This is a genomic window from Pseudoalteromonas citrea (assembly GCF_000238375.3).
GTDB lineage: Bacteria > Pseudomonadota > Gammaproteobacteria > Enterobacterales > Alteromonadaceae > Pseudoalteromonas > Pseudoalteromonas citrea.
In genome coordinates, this window is sequence record NZ_AHBZ03000027.1 from 1050385 (window position 1) to 1069485 (window position 19101).

At 42.3% G+C, this 19101-nt stretch carries 15 protein-coding genes and 1 pseudogene; 5 read left to right on the top strand and 11 right to left on the bottom strand.

Features of this window, described 5'->3' with window-relative positions:
- Positions 1-675 precede the first annotated feature (675 nt).
- Positions 676-3813, top strand: a complete 3138-nt coding sequence (locus PCIT_RS22490; RefSeq protein ID WP_238348050.1) for a M43 family zinc metalloprotease — start codon at positions 676-678, stop codon at positions 3811-3813.
- A gap of 131 nt (positions 3814-3944) precedes the next feature.
- Here the strand turns inward: PCIT_RS22490 and PCIT_RS22495 are convergent, their stop codons facing one another.
- The 4 genes from PCIT_RS22495 to PCIT_RS22510 all read right to left on the bottom strand — a co-directional run bounded on the left by PCIT_RS22495 (position 3945) and on the right by PCIT_RS22510 (position 7067).
- Entirely contained in the window at positions 3945-4859 is a 915-nt protein-coding gene (locus PCIT_RS22495; protein WP_010366560.1) for a cyanobactin maturation protease PatG family protein, read from the bottom strand.
- A 9-nt stretch (positions 4860-4868) separates the two neighbouring features.
- Positions 4869-5684, bottom strand: a complete 816-nt coding sequence (locus PCIT_RS22500; RefSeq protein WP_010366563.1) for a hypothetical protein — start codon at positions 5682-5684, stop codon at positions 4869-4871.
- Positions 5685-5709: 25 nt separating this feature from the next.
- Positions 5710-6690, bottom strand: a complete 981-nt coding sequence (locus tag PCIT_RS22505; protein WP_010366565.1) for a cyanobactin maturation protease PatG family protein — start codon at positions 6688-6690, stop codon at positions 5710-5712.
- Between the two features lie 104 nt (positions 6691-6794).
- Entirely contained in the window at positions 6795-7067 is a 273-nt protein-coding gene (locus tag PCIT_RS22510; RefSeq protein ID WP_010366567.1) for a RebB family R body protein, read from the bottom strand.
- A 352-nt stretch (positions 7068-7419) separates the two neighbouring features.
- Here PCIT_RS22510 and PCIT_RS22515 point away from each other — a divergent pair, with 352 nt between their 5' ends.
- Positions 7420-7593: a hypothetical protein gene (locus PCIT_RS22515; protein ID WP_157592861.1), complete on the top strand. Its 174-nt coding sequence runs from the start codon at positions 7420-7422 to the stop codon at positions 7591-7593.
- Positions 7594-7605: 12 nt separating this feature from the next.
- Here the strand turns inward: PCIT_RS22515 and PCIT_RS22520 are convergent, their stop codons facing one another.
- From PCIT_RS22520 to PCIT_RS22540, 5 genes are all read right to left on the bottom strand, one after another.
- Positions 7606-8991, bottom strand: coding sequence for an ATP-binding protein (locus tag PCIT_RS22520; protein ID WP_010366569.1), 1386 nt, complete (start codon positions 8989-8991; stop codon positions 7606-7608).
- A 95-nt stretch (positions 8992-9086) separates the two neighbouring features.
- A complete protein-coding gene (locus tag PCIT_RS22525) occupies positions 9087-9479 on the bottom strand; it encodes a LysM peptidoglycan-binding domain-containing protein (RefSeq protein WP_010366571.1) in 393 nt (130 codons plus the stop codon).
- Positions 9480-9542: 63 nt separating this feature from the next.
- Positions 9543-10244 carry a glycoside hydrolase family 25 domain-containing protein gene (locus PCIT_RS22530; protein WP_010366573.1) on the bottom strand — a complete coding sequence of 234 codons (702 nt, stop codon included), beginning with the start codon at positions 10242-10244 and terminating at the stop codon, positions 9543-9545.
- Positions 10245-10459: 215 nt separating this feature from the next.
- Positions 10460-11302, bottom strand: a complete 843-nt coding sequence (locus PCIT_RS22535; RefSeq protein WP_010366575.1) for a glycosyl hydrolase family 18 protein — start codon at positions 11300-11302, stop codon at positions 10460-10462.
- Positions 11303-11675: 373 nt separating this feature from the next.
- Positions 11676-12200: a hypothetical protein gene (locus PCIT_RS22540; RefSeq protein WP_010366577.1), complete on the bottom strand. Its 525-nt coding sequence runs from the start codon at positions 12198-12200 to the stop codon at positions 11676-11678.
- 280 nt (positions 12201-12480) lie between these two features.
- On the opposite strand from PCIT_RS22540, the gene PCIT_RS22545 reads away from it, so the two are divergent.
- Entirely contained in the window at positions 12481-13008 is a 528-nt protein-coding gene (locus PCIT_RS22545) for a hypothetical protein (RefSeq protein ID WP_010366578.1), read from the top strand.
- A 362-nt stretch (positions 13009-13370) separates the two neighbouring features.
- Positions 13371-13886 (top strand): hypothetical protein, encoded by a 516-nt coding sequence (locus PCIT_RS22550; RefSeq protein WP_010366579.1) that lies wholly within the window; start codon positions 13371-13373, stop codon positions 13884-13886.
- An 86-nt stretch (positions 13887-13972) separates the two neighbouring features.
- Here PCIT_RS22550 and PCIT_RS22555 read toward each other — a convergent pair whose 3' ends face one another.
- Positions 13973-15397, bottom strand: coding sequence for a linear amide C-N hydrolase (locus PCIT_RS22555; RefSeq protein WP_010366580.1), 1425 nt, complete (start codon positions 15395-15397; stop codon positions 13973-13975).
- A 911-nt stretch (positions 15398-16308) separates the two neighbouring features.
- Positions 16309-17353 (bottom strand): annotated as a pseudogene (locus PCIT_RS22560) (transposase).
- 155 nt (positions 17354-17508) lie between these two features.
- Between PCIT_RS22560 and PCIT_RS22565 the strand changes: the two are divergent.
- Positions 17509-18546, top strand: a complete 1038-nt coding sequence (locus PCIT_RS22565) for an IS110 family RNA-guided transposase (protein WP_192992814.1) — start codon at positions 17509-17511, stop codon at positions 18544-18546.
- Positions 18547-19101 lie beyond the last annotated feature (555 nt).

Sequence of the window (19101 nt, forward strand, 5' to 3'; positions counted from 1 at the left end):
CTTCATACGCGTGTTAATGATGAACAAATACTATCTGGATTGTGCACACTTTACTAACTGAACCTGATTAAATGGCCAAGTACTGAATCAATGATGGGTCTTAGTCAAATCATATTGGGTAAGACAAATCGTCGCGCTATGACATGGAATTATGACCCATGGAGGCATTTGAGCTAATCATTATCGTTTAACCAAAGTATAAAACCTTAATTTAATTGCTTATTTATTAATTTCGAGAGACGAAATGTGTTGCCTTAATGAGGATACTCTTTGTTAAAACTCCTGTATTGACCTTCTAACTTCGCTAAAACCGAAGGTTGTTGATACAAAGCAGTGTTAATAAAAATTCACTAAAAAATATATTTAATGTAAAAATATAAATTATATTGTATACAAATTTGACGTTGTGTTGTAGCTTAAAAAGCAAGCAACAGGCCTTTGGCCATGTTTGTTTAGGTCACTTGTCTATTTTTACGGTGCCTTTTCTTTCGTCAGGGTTAGAGAATATAAACGTGAAAAGTAGCAGCTTGAAATGACCATCATACTGCCAATTTAGGGCACTGATACAACATGTAAAGTTATTCACAGGAGAAAATGATGCTATTTAATTTTAAGGGTTTACGCAGCCTTAGTAGGCAAAATATACATAGGCATAATTATAAAAAAAGCGACCTTATGATGTTACTGGCAGGTATGTCGTCGGCTTCAGCCTTTGCCGGTGAAATGGTAGAGTCTAAGTCGTTTAAAAATCAGGTGATGCCATTGCAAAGCAGTGTATCAGTTGAGTCTAGTTTATTCGATAAAGCGAGTTCAGGGCAGATTTGTGGTACAGATACGAATTTGCAAAACTGGGACTTATTGCAAAAAGAAAATGCACGTGAAGCATTACTCCCAAGCAGTCTGACGAGTCAAATACAACAACGTATGGCACAAGCATCAGATGACGCTGCATTAAATGGCAATGGCGTAGCTGGGCGCTACTACATTCCTGTTGTCGTGCATGTCTACGGCGATAGATACAATTGTGAGACTGGCACCTACTGTTTAACTGAGCAGAAAATCATTGAAGGTTTAAATAAAACCAATGAAGACTTTAGAGGGTTGATCACGGATGATGGCCCCATTTCAGCCCAGTTTCAGGCAATTCGTGAAAACCTAGATATTGAATTTGTATTAGCAAAAAAAGACCCCAGCGGCAATGTCACTAATGGTATCGTGCGTCATGCTGAAAAGGCAGGCTACGGCGATGGCGAGAAAGCCGATGCACAAATAGCCGCAGATGCATGGGATAACTTTAAATACATGAACATTTACATCCAGCATGACTTATATGCCGATGGTAAAACAAATAATTCGGGGGTTGCGTGGTACCCACAAGTGAGTATGTCAGATGCGGGCTTAGCGCGGGTGGTATATAACGGCGATTATGTAGGCGCAAATACCAATGAAAACTTCCGTTCAGTACTTACGCATGAATTTGGTCATTGGCTAAATTTACCGCATACATTCGATGGTGAGATCTGTACGGTCCACTCACAAGCTTTTTGCAGTGCCACCGGAGATGGATCGTGCGATACACCACAAATGAGCAGCAGCATATTACAAAATAATGCACAAAACTGTTTAGGTGAAGCTACCAATACAGAGAACTTTATGCATTACTCTGATAACTATGCCATGTATACCCAAGATCAAGTGAAACGTATGACCGCGGCATTACACAGTGCGGCCCGTGCAACACTTTGGTCAAATAATAACTTGATTGCAGTTGGCTTAGAGGAACTAACAAGTAACGCTGATCACCCATGGGATGGCATAGGCGGTGACCCAAAACCTCAAGGGACAACGGTGCAAACGTTTACCAATATATCAGCGCAAAAAGGCGAAGTGGATAACTTTGCACTCACCGTTCCAGAAGGCACCGAAGCGGTAGCATTTTATCTTGATGGGTATGATGAAGATCCAGACATGTATGTCTCCAAAGGCACTGTGCCAACTAAAACCGGTGATAACTGGAATGCTGACTTTATCTCGTTCAGAAGTGCAGGATCACCTGAGCTGGTGACGCTCTCAGCGCCATCTAGCGCCGATACTTACCATGCAGCAGTCGATGCATTTTCAGCATATTCGAATGCCACATTAAGCGTGATCACCGCCCAAGACAGCACATTATGTAATGGTTGTGAGCGAGTATTTTTAACTGAGGTAAAAGATTTGGCGTCAGCCAAAGGAGCACCGGTAAAAACTTATCAGTATCAAATCCCCGCAGATGCAGTGCGCACCGTGGCTGTTATGCCTGGTGGGTATCAAGGCGATCCAGATGCGTATATGAGTATGAATGCGACACCAGATAAAACCACTTATGACTGTGGGCCGTTTAGTGCGCCACGTTTAAGTGAGTACTGTGAATTTGGTGCAGGGGGCGGCACACTTAATATTATGATTGACCCATTTTTAGAATATAGCGGTGCCTCATTGGTGGTCTACTACGAGCGCCAAGCCGGTTCGGGTTTGCCAATTGCACAAGCGAATGGCGATTACTCAGCGCTGATTGGTGAAGATATTTCGTTTAGTAGCGCAGGATCAAATGACAGTGATGGCTCAATCACGTCATACTTATGGGCGTTTGGTGACGGAGCAACATCGACGCTTGCGAACCCAACACACCGTTATCAATTAGCAGGAAGTTATAATGCGTCATTACAAGTCACTGATAATGACGGCAACACTGCAACCGACTCTGCCAATGTGACAGTGAGTACCAGTAATCAAGCGCCAGTGGCGAATGCCAATGGACCTTACGCGGTTGAGCTTGGTAAAGCGATTGTATTCAGCAGTGCAGGCTCATCAGACCCGGATGGTACAATTACTGATTATGCATGGGCGTTTGGTGATGGACAAACAAGCACCAGTGCAAACCCAACCCACACTTATACAGCAGCTGGCAACTATAGCACCACTTTGACTGTGACTGATAATTTAGGACTGACAAACACCTCAACGGCACAAGTGACAGTGAGTGAGTCAAGTTATTGCGAAGCGTCTGGTAATACCCGTTATGAATGGATTGCCAATGTACAATCTGGCAGCTTTACGAACCCGTCTCAAGGGGTTGGTTACCAAGACTTTACCAATAAAGTCATTGAGCTGACCGAAGGTAATAATACGCTGACGTTAACAGCGGGAGGTACGTATACCGAGCATTGGGTTGCTTGGCTAGACAGCAATAACGATGGCACGTTCAGTGAAAATGAAAAGGTACTCACAGGCGTATCAGGTAAAGGCGCTGTCAGTGGCCAATTGACTGTACCTGCTGGATTAGTCGGGCAGTCTTTAATACTGCGCGTTGCAATGAAATATAGCAGCGCAGCAAACAGTGCGTGCGGCAATATTGGGGATGGTGAAGTGGAAGATTATACCATTTTGGTTAAGTCAGGTGAGACACCCCCACCAGTGACAGCAGTATCAAACGCGTGTTTGACACAATCGCCTATCACGGGTGGGCGCTTAGAAGCAGGCACTGCCAGTTGTTTAGGAGGCAATGGTACGCTTTGGTTAAGCCTTGCTGACGTTTCGGCTGCACAGAGCGTTGCAATTACCACTGCACATGGACAAGGTAACTTAGAAGTATTCTACAAAAATGGCGGTTGGCCGAGTGAGTCAGACTATGATGCGACATCAAACAGTGGCACACACACTGAGTGTATCTATGTTCCGGCAGGCACTCAGCATTGGTCGTACTTTAAAATAAATGGCGATGCGACGAACACCAGTATTATCGTTGACTTTGATACTGCAAGTTGCCGCCAATAGGCATAAGTTTTATTTCCCCCCGAGTTAAAGCAGCGCATTAAGCGCTGCTTTTTTTGTTTTATTAGGGCAGAAATAAGCTGGAGGGTTACAGTGTTAGCGCACTGTGATAGGCGCTGCCAGTGTCGCAAAGATTAAAAAGTATGATGGGGTAAATACTGTTGCCAAGCAGATGTAATAAAGGGATACTCGCCGGTTACATCAACACGATAATACCAATATTGCAGCGCGCCGGTATTGATCCCTTGATATTTAAAAATGACGTTAACGACAATACGATCACCGGTGCTTAATGTGTCAGTGTTTACGTCAAGTAGCTGGTAACCACTTGGATTTGGGCCATCTGCACTTGAGTTGTAGTACAAGCTGTAAGAATGATTATATAGGTCAACCGTGTTATACAACACAAAATTCAGTGCGCGAGCTCCATCGGTACACCCCGCTGAACTATCGAGAGCAGTAATTTCCTGAACAAGTTGCGTGAAATGTGCATTCGTGCTTTTGTCACCATGACACACTTGGCCATAGGGCATTACCGCCGTCGGCATAATAGCAGTTACGTGCATCTCGCCTTCGCCAGAGGTTACGCCAATAACGACAACTTGCCCATCAGTAGACGATTCGTTACGGCCCAGTGCTGAAATACACTGCGTAAGTAATTCATCATTAGTAAGAATAAGTTTATATTGTTGTTCATTAAAGCGGTTATCTAGCACCCAATCCATCGCACGTGCGATATAGTTATTCTGCGGTTGACTGAGACTTTTAAACAGTACTTGATACAGTTGGGTGTTTCGATTTAAGCGTTCTAATGCAATATTATCATTCACGTTTTCAAGCATAGGTAATGGGCTTGATGACATGATGCTGTTCTGGTTTAGTTCTTTTTCTAAATTTAACGTGGGGAATTTAGCATTGATATTGCCTACGCAATAGACATAGTGGCGACTCATTGGTTGCGTCTCAAATTCAATTTTTTCGGTGAGTGCACGTTGTAACACCATGGGTTTTTCAACGCGTTGATATGCTGATTTATTCTTGTGATACATAAGTAACTCCTAGCTGCTTTTGGCAAAGGGGGCGAGCTTAGACGACACAAAAGGGTAGGCATTTGTCACATCAATATTACAAGCAAACCGGGTGTCATTTGGGTCGGATAAAATAACTTCAATAATGGAACGGTCTTCGTGAGAGGGCATATGTTGAAAATGCACGGCATTAACGCAGTCAATGATTTCATTGTGCGCTTGATTAATATTGATTTGATCAAAATGCGTGACTAAGTAGTTGCTGGCGCGTTCTAAAGTAGATAGCCCAATATTGGGCTTTAATTGCGCTAACGCACCTTCTTTGGGTTTATTGGGGGCGCTTTTTGTACCGTCCACAGTATCAATTATATGCTCGACCAGAACGCCTGGGAGCGCTTTGGAACCATAGCTACCACCCACAGACATGTGCTCGGCTAACCCGACTAAAATAACCTCGTGTTTAGTCGACGCTTGGATCAACGCATTTAATTGTGTGAGTGTTCTTGGCAATAACGTATATGTATCAACATTATTAATGGTAAATACCCAAGTTGCCTGTTGTGCGAGGTACAAAAAAGGGCGAATACGAAGATTTGGCTGCTCATGAGGCGATGTTACATAGTTAAAAACGTGATCAAAACTCGTAGCAGACTGCTTGGTAAATTCTGCTGCAGCCTCGTACTGTTTCTCTAAATCTATTGTTGCAAAATATGGTTTAACATAGCCTATTGCATACACGTGTTCATCGGGTTGTTTGTGCTTACATTGCAGTGTTTCTTTAGTAGGGTTAATTGTGTCGGCCACGTCTGGTTTAGCTGCATTGTGCGTTTTATCTGATAAATTCATTTTCTTGATCCTCAAAGAACCCTGTTCATAACAAAGGCTGTACAGGCGTGAACGCTTGGATAGCAGTATTAATAAAAGGGAACAGTCCCGTTACATCTATCCGGCAATAATAATAATGCAGCTTGTCTGAACTGTTCTCTTGATAGACGAATGTTATGTCGACAATAGAGTGGCTTGACACAGAATCAAACATAGTCATGTCAATACGTAACAATGATGCACTTTGTATGGTGTTTGATCCTGTTTGCATTTTATGGGTATGTTCATACATATCAGGGTAGCGAAATGCCACAAAGTTACGGGCTCTATCGAAGGGAGTCACCCCCATGTTTGGCGTAACCTCTAACTCTTTAATGACATCTTGGATCGCGGTGGTTTGCGCCGATGACACTTCTTTAATAGTACGGTGTAATTCATCCAAGGTCTGAGAGTAAACTTGTTCACAAACAACTTCCGGCAGGTTCAGATTATTTTCACTTACATAACTGGTGCCAATCACACAACTATATACACTCTCTAATGTATCACTAGGTGCTTTAAGTGATGCGATGAATGAAGCTAATATTTGCTGTGTTGCCGGTACGAGTGAATACTGATAATGCGCTTTTATTGAGAGTACCCATTGCACTTGTTCGGCTAGATATAAATATTTGTCACGATCAGTGTTGGCATTATTATTAGTAAAGACCCCATAATAGTCTTGTTCATTAACGCCAAGGGTGCGGGCAGCGCTTAAAAACTGTTTCTTTATTCCTTTGTTAGGAAAACGTACTTTTATTGTGCCAAGTGCGTAGATAAGATCTGAGTGCCGGCGTTGAATTATGGGTTCAAGATTTTCGATTGTTTCATTGTCAGTCTCAGACGTTTGGACAATTGGTGTTGCTTGCGCAGTTATATTTATCGCTTCGCTCGTTTTTGTGTTTATCTTGTCAGTATCCAAGTCAAAGGCTGTGTTTTGTTGTTCGATGTGGCTTTCAGTGGCTTCATCAGCATCTTTATCACTCATTTTTTCACCTTATTAATTGAGCCAAAGCACCGACCTAGGTCAGTGCATTTGGTGTGTTATTACTATCTAAAATGTCAGGGAGAGGCATATGGAATGTCTAAAAATTAACCCGCACCTAGTATGGTTTTAGTCGCTTCGCCTGTACTGGCTGTGTCGATTGAATATAACGTCGTTACACCCATAGTGGTTGCAGCTTGGCCTGTGATGGCCATTTGTTGTTGCGCAGTGGTAGCATTATGCGCTGCATTCGCAAGCGCTTGAGATGTGGCTTGAAATAGATTGCCCATTGACATAGCAGGTGCATCACCTAGCACTTTCACATTGGCTTGTGTAACAGCGTCGGTGATTTGATCATTAACTGAGGTTGGAAATGCCATAGTTTGTTCCTTAATTATAATATGTGGTTACGTTAAAATTCAGGAATAATAGTAGAGAAATTATGATGATAAGTTTTGGATGAACTTACCGATTAGATGGTAAATAACGTGTTTTTAAATCGTTATTTTTCACAGTTAAACACAGGTAAGCTTAATGATTCAAAAGAGGTAACACGCCAAAATTAGCCATGTTACCTCTGCTATTCATTTGATTAATGTCCAATCCACCAACAATAAGTCATCCCCGTTTTATTAACTCCAAGGTCATGTGAGTGAGCTAAGAGGTGCGTAAATAGCGCTAAAAATTATCTTTGTTAAATAATGACATAGTGAATTTTTTTGCCGTGTGATCATGCCATTTACGTGTGCACCTTCTGACCTTGTATTTAATGTCTTGGGTATAACCTCAACCGATACAGCGAACAATACCAATCGAGGTTACTTAGTGTTGGCATTTCCAACCTCAGTAGGATTTAGTCATTATAGAACTGATGGTTTTTACCAACTTGGTAAAAGTTACGATTAAGCGTACTTTGTCTTACCATCGGGGTTGGGTATGATTAACTTGGATCTGGGCGATGGCATCGTGTATGTCACGAAGGTGCACTTCAGATCGGCCTTGTGATAGTAACTTCAGCGACACACATCGAATGACATTAACAATATCAGCGCCACTTAATGGGTGTTGATCGGCCAGTTGCTGAAAGTTAATGTCTGGAGAAAGTCGGGTTTTTTCGCAAAATCCATTTTGCCACATGCTTAAACGCTGTGCGGGCTTGGGTGATTCAAAGTGCACAATTGATTCAAAGCGTCTAAAAAAGGCATTATCAATATTGTCTTTAAAGTTAGACGCCAAAATGACAATGCCATTAAAGCGCTCGATACGTTGTAGTAAATACGCCACATTTTGATTGGCAAATTGGTCATTGGCAGAGTTTGATGTTTGCCGTTTACCAAATAACGCGTCGGCTTCATCAAAAAACAATATCCAACGGCGGTGTTCTGCCAAACTAAACACCTTTTCTAAGTTTTTTTCTGTTTCACCAATGTATTTTGAAGTCACCATCGATAAATCGATTTTATAAACTGCCATGTCGACCGCTTGCCCAAGCACGCTGGCTGTGAGCGTTTTTCCTGTGCCGGGTGGGCCATAAAATAAAGCGCGATACCCAGGGCGCAGTTGTTTGCCTATTTGCCATTCTGTGATAAGCGCTTCTCCATGCTTTACCCATTGAATGATGTCGTCTAATTGGGTTTGAATTGACGTAGGTAAAACAAGGTCTTGCCACGTCATATTTGATTTCACAGGTGATGCAGCAAAGGTGCTGTCTGACTCAGGGGTATACGCCGTGGCGGTGGTCAGTGTTTGCACATACTCAGCGGTTAAGGCCAATGGGGCACTTAATAGGCTGGGGGCGTGCCCATCGGTATGGTGTAATAAAACCCGCTTTAACAACGGGCTTGTATGTAACGTTTTTAATACATGGCACTGGGTCATTATATCATCTCCACCCAGAATAAACGCTGCTGTGGCAGCACTTGCGTATAGGGTTGCGTCACGCTCAACCATACCAAACTCAGTAAAAGGGCGGTTTGTTTGTTCATTTATACTTAATAGCACATCAAAGAGGGAGGGAGTGATCACAGGGGTTAATGCCAAAATGATCAGGAGTCGCTCTAAGGTGCTAAGTTTATTAGATACAATGAAGTGTCCATAGGGAGACTGCACAGACGTAAATTCTGGCGGCTCAGTAATATGCCATTGCGTTGTGTGCTCACTTTGCTCAAAGTAATGCTTGATGCGCGTGTGGAGCAGTTGTTTTAACCAGCTACATTCTTGCGTTAAATCACGCGCATTATGTGAAAACGCGCATGTTTTTTGACTGGTCTGAGACCTTGAATGGCCTGTATGGATTTGCCACATAGGTGTGTCCTTATAAGTCATATCACAGACGATAGACATAGCGTATAAAAAAACGGGGTGTTTCTCTTGGCAAAGACGCGGTGTTTATTGGTATATCATGGTATGGCTGTTACAACATGTAACGCTGGTGAGTAGGGGATTGATAAAACTTGGTCGTTCTTTAACTTACTCAGATCTAATGACGCCTTGTGTTTGCTTATGGCGTAATTGTGATTAATTAAGTCGATTACTGTAAGTGATGCAGCATTGGCTAATCCCTCACAAATTGAGGTGACCGAATCGCCGGTACGTGTTTGGTACATAAAATGCCCACCCGCGCAACAATAGGGTATTTTGAGTAAAGTGTGCGCTGATAAAAGCGCGACGTTCACGTGGGGATTTGCCTTGATAACCTCTTTGGCTTTAACCCCCGCACTGGCTCTAATTGAAATCGTGATCAGTGCAAGGGTGTCGCCTGGTTGAACGGTATATTTGAGTACAGTATGCATAATGGATACTCTAAGTTAAGAGCAGGTCTGATAGGCTTGCCTGCTCATATATGAAAGAAAGTATTATTGAATAGCCCAATAAATCGGGTATGAGCCAGCGTTGTCACCAATGGCAATAGTGCGTATTTGGGTGTTGCTGCTAGATTGCCCGAACGGTGTATACGTAGACTCCAGTACTCGGCCATTTGTTTGCTGTTGTTGCTGCACTTCGTCGCCTAGTATTCCCACAGAGTAACCCGATTGAAAAATCTGCTGTTCTACAGCCTGAATTTGGTCTGAACCCGAACCACTCTCCGTGCTTGTTAATTGTAACCAGACAGTCGTGCCGATTGGAATGGCCGCTTCACTGAGTAGGTTAAGTACACTGGTAGTGATATCAGATGGAGCTGTTTGTCCAGTGCCAGTACCAATTTTACTTGCGTCTTGATGGTATAAAGGCATCAAAGCAAGCCCGTATCCATGTTTGTCATTTGCACCGGTGATTCGATTGGTTTCTTGCGCCGTCAGCGGTATTGTGATCGGCCCAGAACCTTTGGCAGTTGGGGACGATTGCGTTGTTGGTGCGTTAAGACTGCGTATACAAAAGTTATAACCTTCGCTTTTGTAATTATCTGCAATGCTCGGTTTCATTGTACCATTGTATATAATCCCTTTTGCGTGAGGGTGTGCAACCTCAGAATAAGTTAACTGTGGCGCTGGTGGATTAACTATTTTGACTAAGCTGGGGGTTTCTGGTGTACCTTGATCATTTTTTTCGGTGCTCATAATAAAATCCTCTTTTTTTGAATATTGTTGTTCTGCAGGTAAAACCAAATAAATTGGTTGAACTAACTATAAAAGAGGGGTTTTTTACCAACTTGGTAAAAGTGGGGCTTAAATTGGTATATTCTACTTTAATGGAGCATTCTATAATCCTTATAGAGCCTTGTCGCAAAATAGGCCACCAAAAGCGGCCTATTCCAAGCAAATCAGGTGTTGGTTTAGCTATTCAGCGATTGTGCAATGGCTTTGATCCAGTCACCATTGTGGTCACTTGAGAACTGCCAATTCATAATGCCGCCAAGGCTTGATTGTTGTTGGATAGGTTTAATCACTTCATTAATGATTGTTTGTACTGGCATGTACCCAGAACCTGCATCGTTCTGTGTGACAGGAAAGCCAGCAATAACCTTCTCTGGAGACATATTAGGTAGCTTTGTATAATTCAAATATGAGCTAACAATTTGGTCAGGGTTGGCGCTCCAAGGTGGGTTGTTGTAAAACTGCACATTTAACCAGTCAATCTCTTGCCCCGCCTGCTGTACCACTTCAACGTAACCTGCCATGTATCCGCCTTGCTCCAAATAAGGAGGTTGAGGTGCATGAGAAATGATGTAGTCAGGACTTGGGAGTCGTTTTCTGAGCTCCTGAGTCAATGAGACCAAGAATTGTGCACCGTTGTATCCCGCTTGACCTGTGAACGCGGGGGTATCTTCATAATCTATATCCACGCCATCTAACTCATTATTTTTCACAAAGCTTGCCAGCGAGTCAGCCAGCTTGGCCGTGTCCTCTGACAACGCACGATAAGCGTTGGAATCCATAGTGCCGCCACCAAATGAGATCAATATTTTTTGCCCCTTGTGTTGCATTACTTTTATGGCCTCAATGGTACTATTTGTAAAGCTAGAGTCCGTTGCAGCGATGGCACCACTTAATACTAAATTGAACGGGTTGCTAGACGAAGAAGACAGGAATGCCAGATTCACCACATCATATGGCAGTTCGCTGGCATTAATGAGCGGGATCGCGCCCGAGTTATAATAGGTAATGGTTTTAGACATCATAGTTCCTTATATCTATTTGACTGAAAATGAGGTTACGTAATTAGCTTAGCTACACCCGACCTACCTGACTTGGTAAAAGTAACGATGCTCAGCATGCTGAGGATTAAATGCCCCTTTGGCTTAAGGTGATTTTTAATCATCACAAGGGGGAATACGTTATCGTCTAAAAATCTAGCTCAGTGAGTAGATATTTAGTATTACAAGCAATTACACTATCGCAAGTACTCACTCACTTACTTACTTAATAGAGGTTGGCTTTTTATAGCATTTTGTTTGTTGTGGTTTTTGGTGGGGGGATCACAAGGACGGCCGAATTGTGCAGCTATCCTTGTTGTGCGGCCTTAGCGTCAGACAAGCGCTGTACCTTGAGTTAATTAAGGTGTTCTTTAAGTTGATGTAAACGCCTTTCATATTCACCCATAATATTGTGTACTATCCAGCTGGCGATCACGCCACTGCCAACATGTGCCGCCCGAATTGCCTGATATTCTGGGTAGGTATGTTGCAGCCACTCAACACCTGCGCTAATTGTACCGCCAACGGCAAGCCCCAGCAGACTGGCATATTTGCTATAAAAGCTTCGCGCAGAATCCATCGCTTCTTTGGCAATCGGCAGATCTGACGTTTTCAGTTCATCCAAGCCAAAGTTTAAAATACGATTTGCGATGATCACATCATCTCGTTGTGGGTTCGTAAATCCGGGGAAGCAAGCCAGTAACTTGGCAATTAATGCCAGTGCAGTGGTTTTTTGTGTGGTGAAAATGTTAAGACTAGCCGCAGCCTGAGGTTGTGCCTTTTCAGGTTGAAGTGCTATGGCGGCTTGATATTGTTCCGAATTGTCCAAGTCGGTTTGCTCGGCGTCATTGGTATTAGGTGGTGAATGTATTGTATTCATAACTTATCCTATTCAGTTTTTTTGCAGGTTGAGTTATGAGTAACTTAATCGGTAATTTATTGTTGGGCTTGGTATTTTCTATGTTTATGAGACTCTCAAAAACCATTAATCAAAGTGGCTGCACAATAAAAAGGCAGGCGTTTTTGTTTTTTAAACCGTAAAAACCACCAAAAATAGACCTGTTTTTACCAAGATGAAACTATCAAGGCGCTCTAAATTATTGACTGGACGGTTTCAACGCTTTGCAAACAGTAAAGCCTACTTAACAAAGGTTTGAAATATGTATGTACATGTAGATAAATCAAAAAGGAATGTATTGAGCCCGAGTATGCATTTTTCCAACAAAAAGCAAAATACCGAACGCAAAACTATGCAAAGAATGGAAGGGCTTGCAGGTTTGTTTGGTCTAGATCACTGGGTGCCAATAGGTGCACCAAACCCCACTAGAGCTGATTTTCAGAATTTACTGCATGGTGGCAGAATCGATGCGGATCAGTTAATGGCGGTAATACCCGCGGGGTTACAAAATACTTTTGATATTGGGCCAAGAGCACAAAGAGGCTTTAGATTTGAATGGGGGGATTGGCATGTTCACGGGCATGAAGCTGATGCAGGCGCTCAAGCAGGCCATGTTGGGGGCGCAGGCTGGGTTGTGCGCATACGAAATGGCAATCAATGGCTTTTATCTGAGCCGTTGGTCAGCGTTCATCCCGTTGATCACGTTAATTATTTTGCGCCGAGAAACTGGGCACCAGCCAATGGTCCGTTTGCAAGAGAGCATTCACATATTCCATTGGTTTTCGGCTAATTGATTTACCTAAATTTGAGGCCTACTAAAAAAAATAGTCATTACACTGGCCTCTCTTTCTATGGCTTTATGTGTTGCTAGATGATCGCGTTATATTGGTTTGTGCAGCACTTTTCAACCAGCCTCTGAGCCATAATCCGATAAAATACCAATTAACTGGGTTTTAATACCAATTGCTATCACCTCAGAAAATTTATAGTAAACACACCTGATAAATTATCACCCTAGATAAGTGTGTTTTGGTGACCTCACAAGTGCGTGGTTTGCCATTTGCCAACATAAAAACATCCGTGAGCCCATGCATATTTGCTAACAGATACAGGTTAAATGAGTTACCGCTTTTACTAAATAAGGTATGCGATATGTACGCACAGATAAAAAATGATAAACGCCATAATCACCGACTCATCATAGGGCGTGTTTCGCAGCAAAGAGGCAGTGCCCAAGTAAAGGGCGTATTACAAAAAGCAGAGCATAAATACGACAAGTACGCCAAGACCTTATCGCGCGAGCTCACCGGAGATGGCAAGGACCTGTGTATTAAAGAAGGAAAACTAAAATATAAGATGTTTAATTATCAAGGCGCAAAAATACTGGAGATCACCGACCTAGTATCTAACAAGCTGAAAAAAGGTACAGGGGTGAAGTTAATGAAACACGTCATGGAAATAGGCAAGGCAGCTGGGTGTGATATCGTGCGTTTAATCGCAGAGTCCTCAGGATATGACGGCAGGCCAAAACAGGCTGAACTGCTCCAGTGGTATACCAATCGAGGCTTGCACAATATCAAACCCGGCGGAAAGTTTGGCCGCTGGATGGTCGGGGATATAAATGAATGCCTTAAGCTGATAGATGGCACGTTGGCACGCTATAGATAGCGCGGCGGAGCGTGGTCTTGTACTTGAAGCAAGACCAGACCGCGCCGCTAGGGCTAGTCTGAACTAGAGACCCTGGTTATGATGGTTTAAGCGGTCTGTTGTTGAGACTGTTTGCCGAACGAAGAATGCTGATTGACAACATCGGTTAAATCTACAGATTTAATGGTGATATCAAGTGAATGAACATGTGCCTCTAAGCCTTCAAATTGAATATCTTCTAATTTAAATTCAAATACCTGAGTTGATTGATACATACGTACAGAAAAGGTTTTATTCACTAAGTCAGAAACAGTTACCCATTGCGTGTAATCATGGACATTTTTTCCCTGTGAGTCTCGGCTCGTGCCCAATGGGATATCAACCGTATTCAAAATATGAAATGCGAGTGTTGTCGCGTCAGTAATACCCACTTCAATGTCTGCTTCAATTGGCAGTCTTTCATTGTATGCTTGAGCATAATCACGAGCATGTTGTTTAAATGTATTCGCATTATCAACCTCACTGAGCTCCGTAAGTTGAAAAACAGGAAATGCAAAGTTACTCATCATAGCGGCTCGTACAAAGCGATCCACTGGCGTCGAGCTACCCGGTAACCCTGAAAAACCAGTGCCTTGCGCATGTGAAAAGCTTTGAAATTTATAGGCGGCGCGTTGCGATGCATCAACACTGGGCACGTCTGGGTAACCCTCGTTATTTTGAAAGTTAAACGGCACCACATTGACATAGTTATTAATTACGTTTTCCTGTTGCCAACTGATTATAGGGTCATTCGTTAATACGCCAATCGGGTTTAGATCGGTGATTTGCAATTGACCTTCCACGTACTCTAATACAATACTATTGCCGAGTGCATCATGGACGGGGAAATGAAAATTCATAGCACTTGGCACTGAGCTCGGTTCAAAAGGGTTAGCCACCACTATTTTGTCTTTATTTTTTACCTTGCTCTCTTTAAGTTTTGAACCGTGTTTATTTACTTTGAGTTGGCCATATTGCAAACCATCAATGACGTCTTGGCAAGTTGCACAAGTTGATAAAATCCACGTGGTAAGACTTGGGTAATAGATGACCCCTTTTGCAGCTATTGGGTTATTATGCTCATCGAGCGGGTTTTGATATTTTGATTGCGCGAACACCATGGTTCCAGTTGTCAGGCCCTCGTTGTTCATCCCATTGGTTGCGATGTTCGCATTCGGATCACTTTCTTTATCCAGTACGTTACTGATAGAGGTCTTAAAGCCATTTAGAGAAATAAAGTCATACTTACCCTGCCAAGTTAACAGTAAAGGAGTGATCATATTAATATCGCAGCGCAGAATAAAATCTTCTCTCGCTGTATCCTCTGTTAATGTATCTAAAGACTTCGCTATTAATTGCTTATATTCATGATTTTTTGGCCTAAAAAATATTTGAGATTTTAAGTTTGGGCCCAGCTCCATTGAGCGGCCAATGACAGGAATACTTTTATTTGGATCAAGAGTTAACCCTTTGATTGAAAAATCGGTGCACATTTTTTAATTCCTTTAGCAAATTAATTTAAAGTAACATCTATCTGATCAGTGAATGTTGAATTCACACACAGTACTCAAACTAGCAGCCATAACGTAAATCATCTATTACATCGAATTACACGTAGTTAGGTCAGGTCTTGCACTTTGTAACTGCATGGCTAAGAGTGGCGTAGTGAATCCCAAAGGTAGGGTACAAAGATGGGGTAGGGTCAGGTCTTACATTGTGCAACTGCGGAGCTGACAGTGGTGTAGTGCCCCCCAAATGCTTTGGCGACGTCACTCATGTTTATTGACCCCTAAATAGGCGACAGCCATGGCCCGTTTTTTGTCGATCCTATCGTTATCTTTATACCAGTCAATGGGCTGCACCTGAACTCGCTTTTGTTTTTTGGGTACTTCGTTCAAGACACAAAGAAAAAAAGACACCGATTCTAAATTGATTGCCCATTCTAAATTGATTGTTCCTGTAATAGCTTGATGCGCCTTTTAATGATCGTGAAATCTGATTCTTCGGGAGGATTTTCGATTTTTGCTCGTATTGGATTTAAATCAACGTATACCAAACAAGCGGCGAGTGCAGTTATCTTCAAAATTAGCTTTACGCGCAATAGCCTCGTTGAGTACTCGCATGAACCAGCGGATATCCATTATTCGATTACGAAACACTTTTGTCATTCCATCGAGTTTAAATTGTTCAGCTGAAATAAAAAGGCACCAAACTAATTTATATAACTTAAACATCATTATGAATAAAGACTTATGACTCATCTTGAGGTTATTTTTAAATGATGCGGTGTTTTTACCCAGAATATTTCTCACTAAGCCGTAAGTTTTGATTTTTACTGTATTTGAGAAAGGTGTGTTCCTACGAAGGCTCGCATGGTGCTTTTTAGGTAGAGTTGAACTTAGTGTTAAGCCAGTAATCGCTCGCAATTACTTACACTAATTCTGCGTTTTATTGCCAGGTGTTCACAATAATTATTAAGGGTATTAGTTCGCCCTACGGCACCTTTGAATACTTTGCTAAATTGTGTGGTGAGCGTTAGCCAGTTTTCGGGGGCAATATTAAGTCGCTCTAATATCGGTAGGTGATGATGCGCTATATGCCCTTTTTTGTCTTCACGCATACAACGGCCAGTGAGTTCAACCAGCTCTAAGTAGCTTTTTAACTCAAAAGGAACGCCTTTGGGCATGTGTTTTCTGGGGCTGCCTGCAAAGCGTATTAATTGTTTGGGTTGTTTACCTTCTTGTGCACTGTTAATGCGCTTTTGTATGCTGGTGTGGTGTGACTCTTCTGGGGTTTTCGCCATGTTCGCGCGTATGGGGTTTAAATCCACATAGGCCATACAGGCTGCAAGGGCGGCTTCATCCAACAGTGCTTGAGATTTAAAACGCCCTTCCCAAAAGCGCCCAGTGCATTTATCTTCTCGGTTGGCTTTACGGGCAATGTCTTCGTTGAGTATGCGCATAAACCAGCTGATGTCCGCCAAACGCGTTCGATATTGCTCAATGGTTTGCTTTAAAAAAAGTTGTTGGGCTTTATCGAGCTTCTCCCCTTGTAGGTATTTTTGTGTCAGCAAAGTACCTTTAAACAGTTTATGCCAACGAATAATCACCGCTTTATCACTTAAGCGTTGCGCTTTTTTATCATCCACAAACAACACCACATGGGTATACTTCAGGCATCCTGCCTTTCGTCCTTCGGATCAGCTAACGCTGTTGTAAAACATTCCCGATGTTTTGCTGGTTACTCATTACTGCATAGGCACATACATCAATGCAAAACACTTTTGTAAGGGCTAGTAATTTATCTTCTACCCATTGCCGGCGGTGTTCATAGCTTTGACCTGTAAAGGTGTCTTTACCACATAAAAAGGCACGGCGAACACAGCGAGAAATACAGTGGTAATATTTTGTGTCACTTAAACTAACTTTTCTTTTACGTGCAATAGCCATGAAAGGTTGCCTATCTTTTGAGCTGGTTATTTAAAGATAGGCAAGGGATTTAAATGGTCAAATTAAAGTGGGTGATGAGATGGACACTCCCAAATCGGCGTCAATGCGCCAAACTAAAGGTGTGTTTTTAACGATAGTTAGTAGGAGCATCCATCATGAATAACGTTAGTATATTAAGCATCGATTTAGCAAAAAATGTCTTTCAACTTCTTGGAATTGATGAACACGGAAAACCTTGTTTCTCAAAGCGGGTTTCTAGAGTAAAACTCCATGAAATAATCCTTAATTTACCGCCTTGTGAAGTCGTTATGGAAGCTTGTTCATCCTCTCACTACTGGGGCAGAGCATGTTTAAATTCTGGTCATCAAGTTAATTTAATCCCTGCACAACATGTCACCCCATTTGTACGTGGTAACAAAAATGATAAAAATGATTGTTTGGCAATATATGAAGCAAGTAGAAGGCCTAACATTCGCTTTGTTCCCATTAAAAGTGAACAGCAACAAGCTGTGCTTTGTCTACATAGAATACGAGAAAGGCTACTCAGTACTCGTACTGCCTGTATAAATCAAACTCGAAGTTTACTCCTCGAATTTGGGTTTCACATTCCCAAAGCATACTCTGTATTCAAAAAGCATATCCATGAACTTTTATCACAAGATGTTCAACCTGTTATTCGCCTCATGTTGTTAGAAGTACAACAAGAGTTAGAAAACTATGATAAAAAAATTAAACTAATGGATACCTTGTTTCAACAAACTAATACCCACAACACCAGTGCAGAAATTATGCAATCAATTCCTGGGATTGGCCCTATCATTGCCTCCGCGTTTAGCGCTAGTATCGATAAAGGGCAAGCATTTAAAAGTGCGAAAGACTTTAGCGTCTGGCTTGGCCTTACGCCTAGGCAATATGCGTCTGGTGAAACAAATCGTTTGGGCACAATTACTAAACGTGGAGATGGGTACCTCAGAAAACAACTTATTCATGGTGCTCGAACGGTTGTGAACCACGCGCATAAAAAAGACGATGACCTGAACCTATGGGTCACTGCCATCAAGCAAAGGCGTGGTGTGAATAAAGCTGCGGTTGCAATGGCGCATCGTCTGGCAAGATTAATGTGGATATTACTTCAAAAAAATGAATATTACCGCCCCATACGTTCATGCAACCAGGTTCAAGGTAATGTTTAAACACCAAGTTAGATTGGCAAGCAGCTCGTAAAAGACAAGGGTGACTTAACCCGAGTGGGTGTTGAGAGTACTTGCCAATCGCCTATCATTGTTCGCTACAGTTAGATGAAAAAAGGCCTAGCCTGCCTATACAAAACCCGGCAAAGGCACGGTATATAAACCGCTTGGGTGTATTCAAATTAGGGTGTATAGGCTCGAAGCTCATTAGGGGCACTGAAATAACAGTTAAGCCCGGATATATGTCAGAGCAACGCTTTATTGCAAATGGGTCAAACGTCAAACAGTGGCAGCGACGAAATGAAAAAACGAGGTAGTTTATTCTACCCCGCCAGAGTTATTTTGTTTGACATACCGGGAGTGTCCATATATGTCTTTTTTTTCAGTGATAATATTTTGTGTCACTTAAACTAACTTGTCTTTTACGTGCAATAGCCATGAGAGTTTGCCTATCTTTTGGGCTGGTTATTTAAAGATAGGCAAGGGGTTTGGATTGGTCAAATTAGAGTGGGTGTCTTTTTTTCAATCGTTAAAAACGATGTAGATTACTATGGCTAT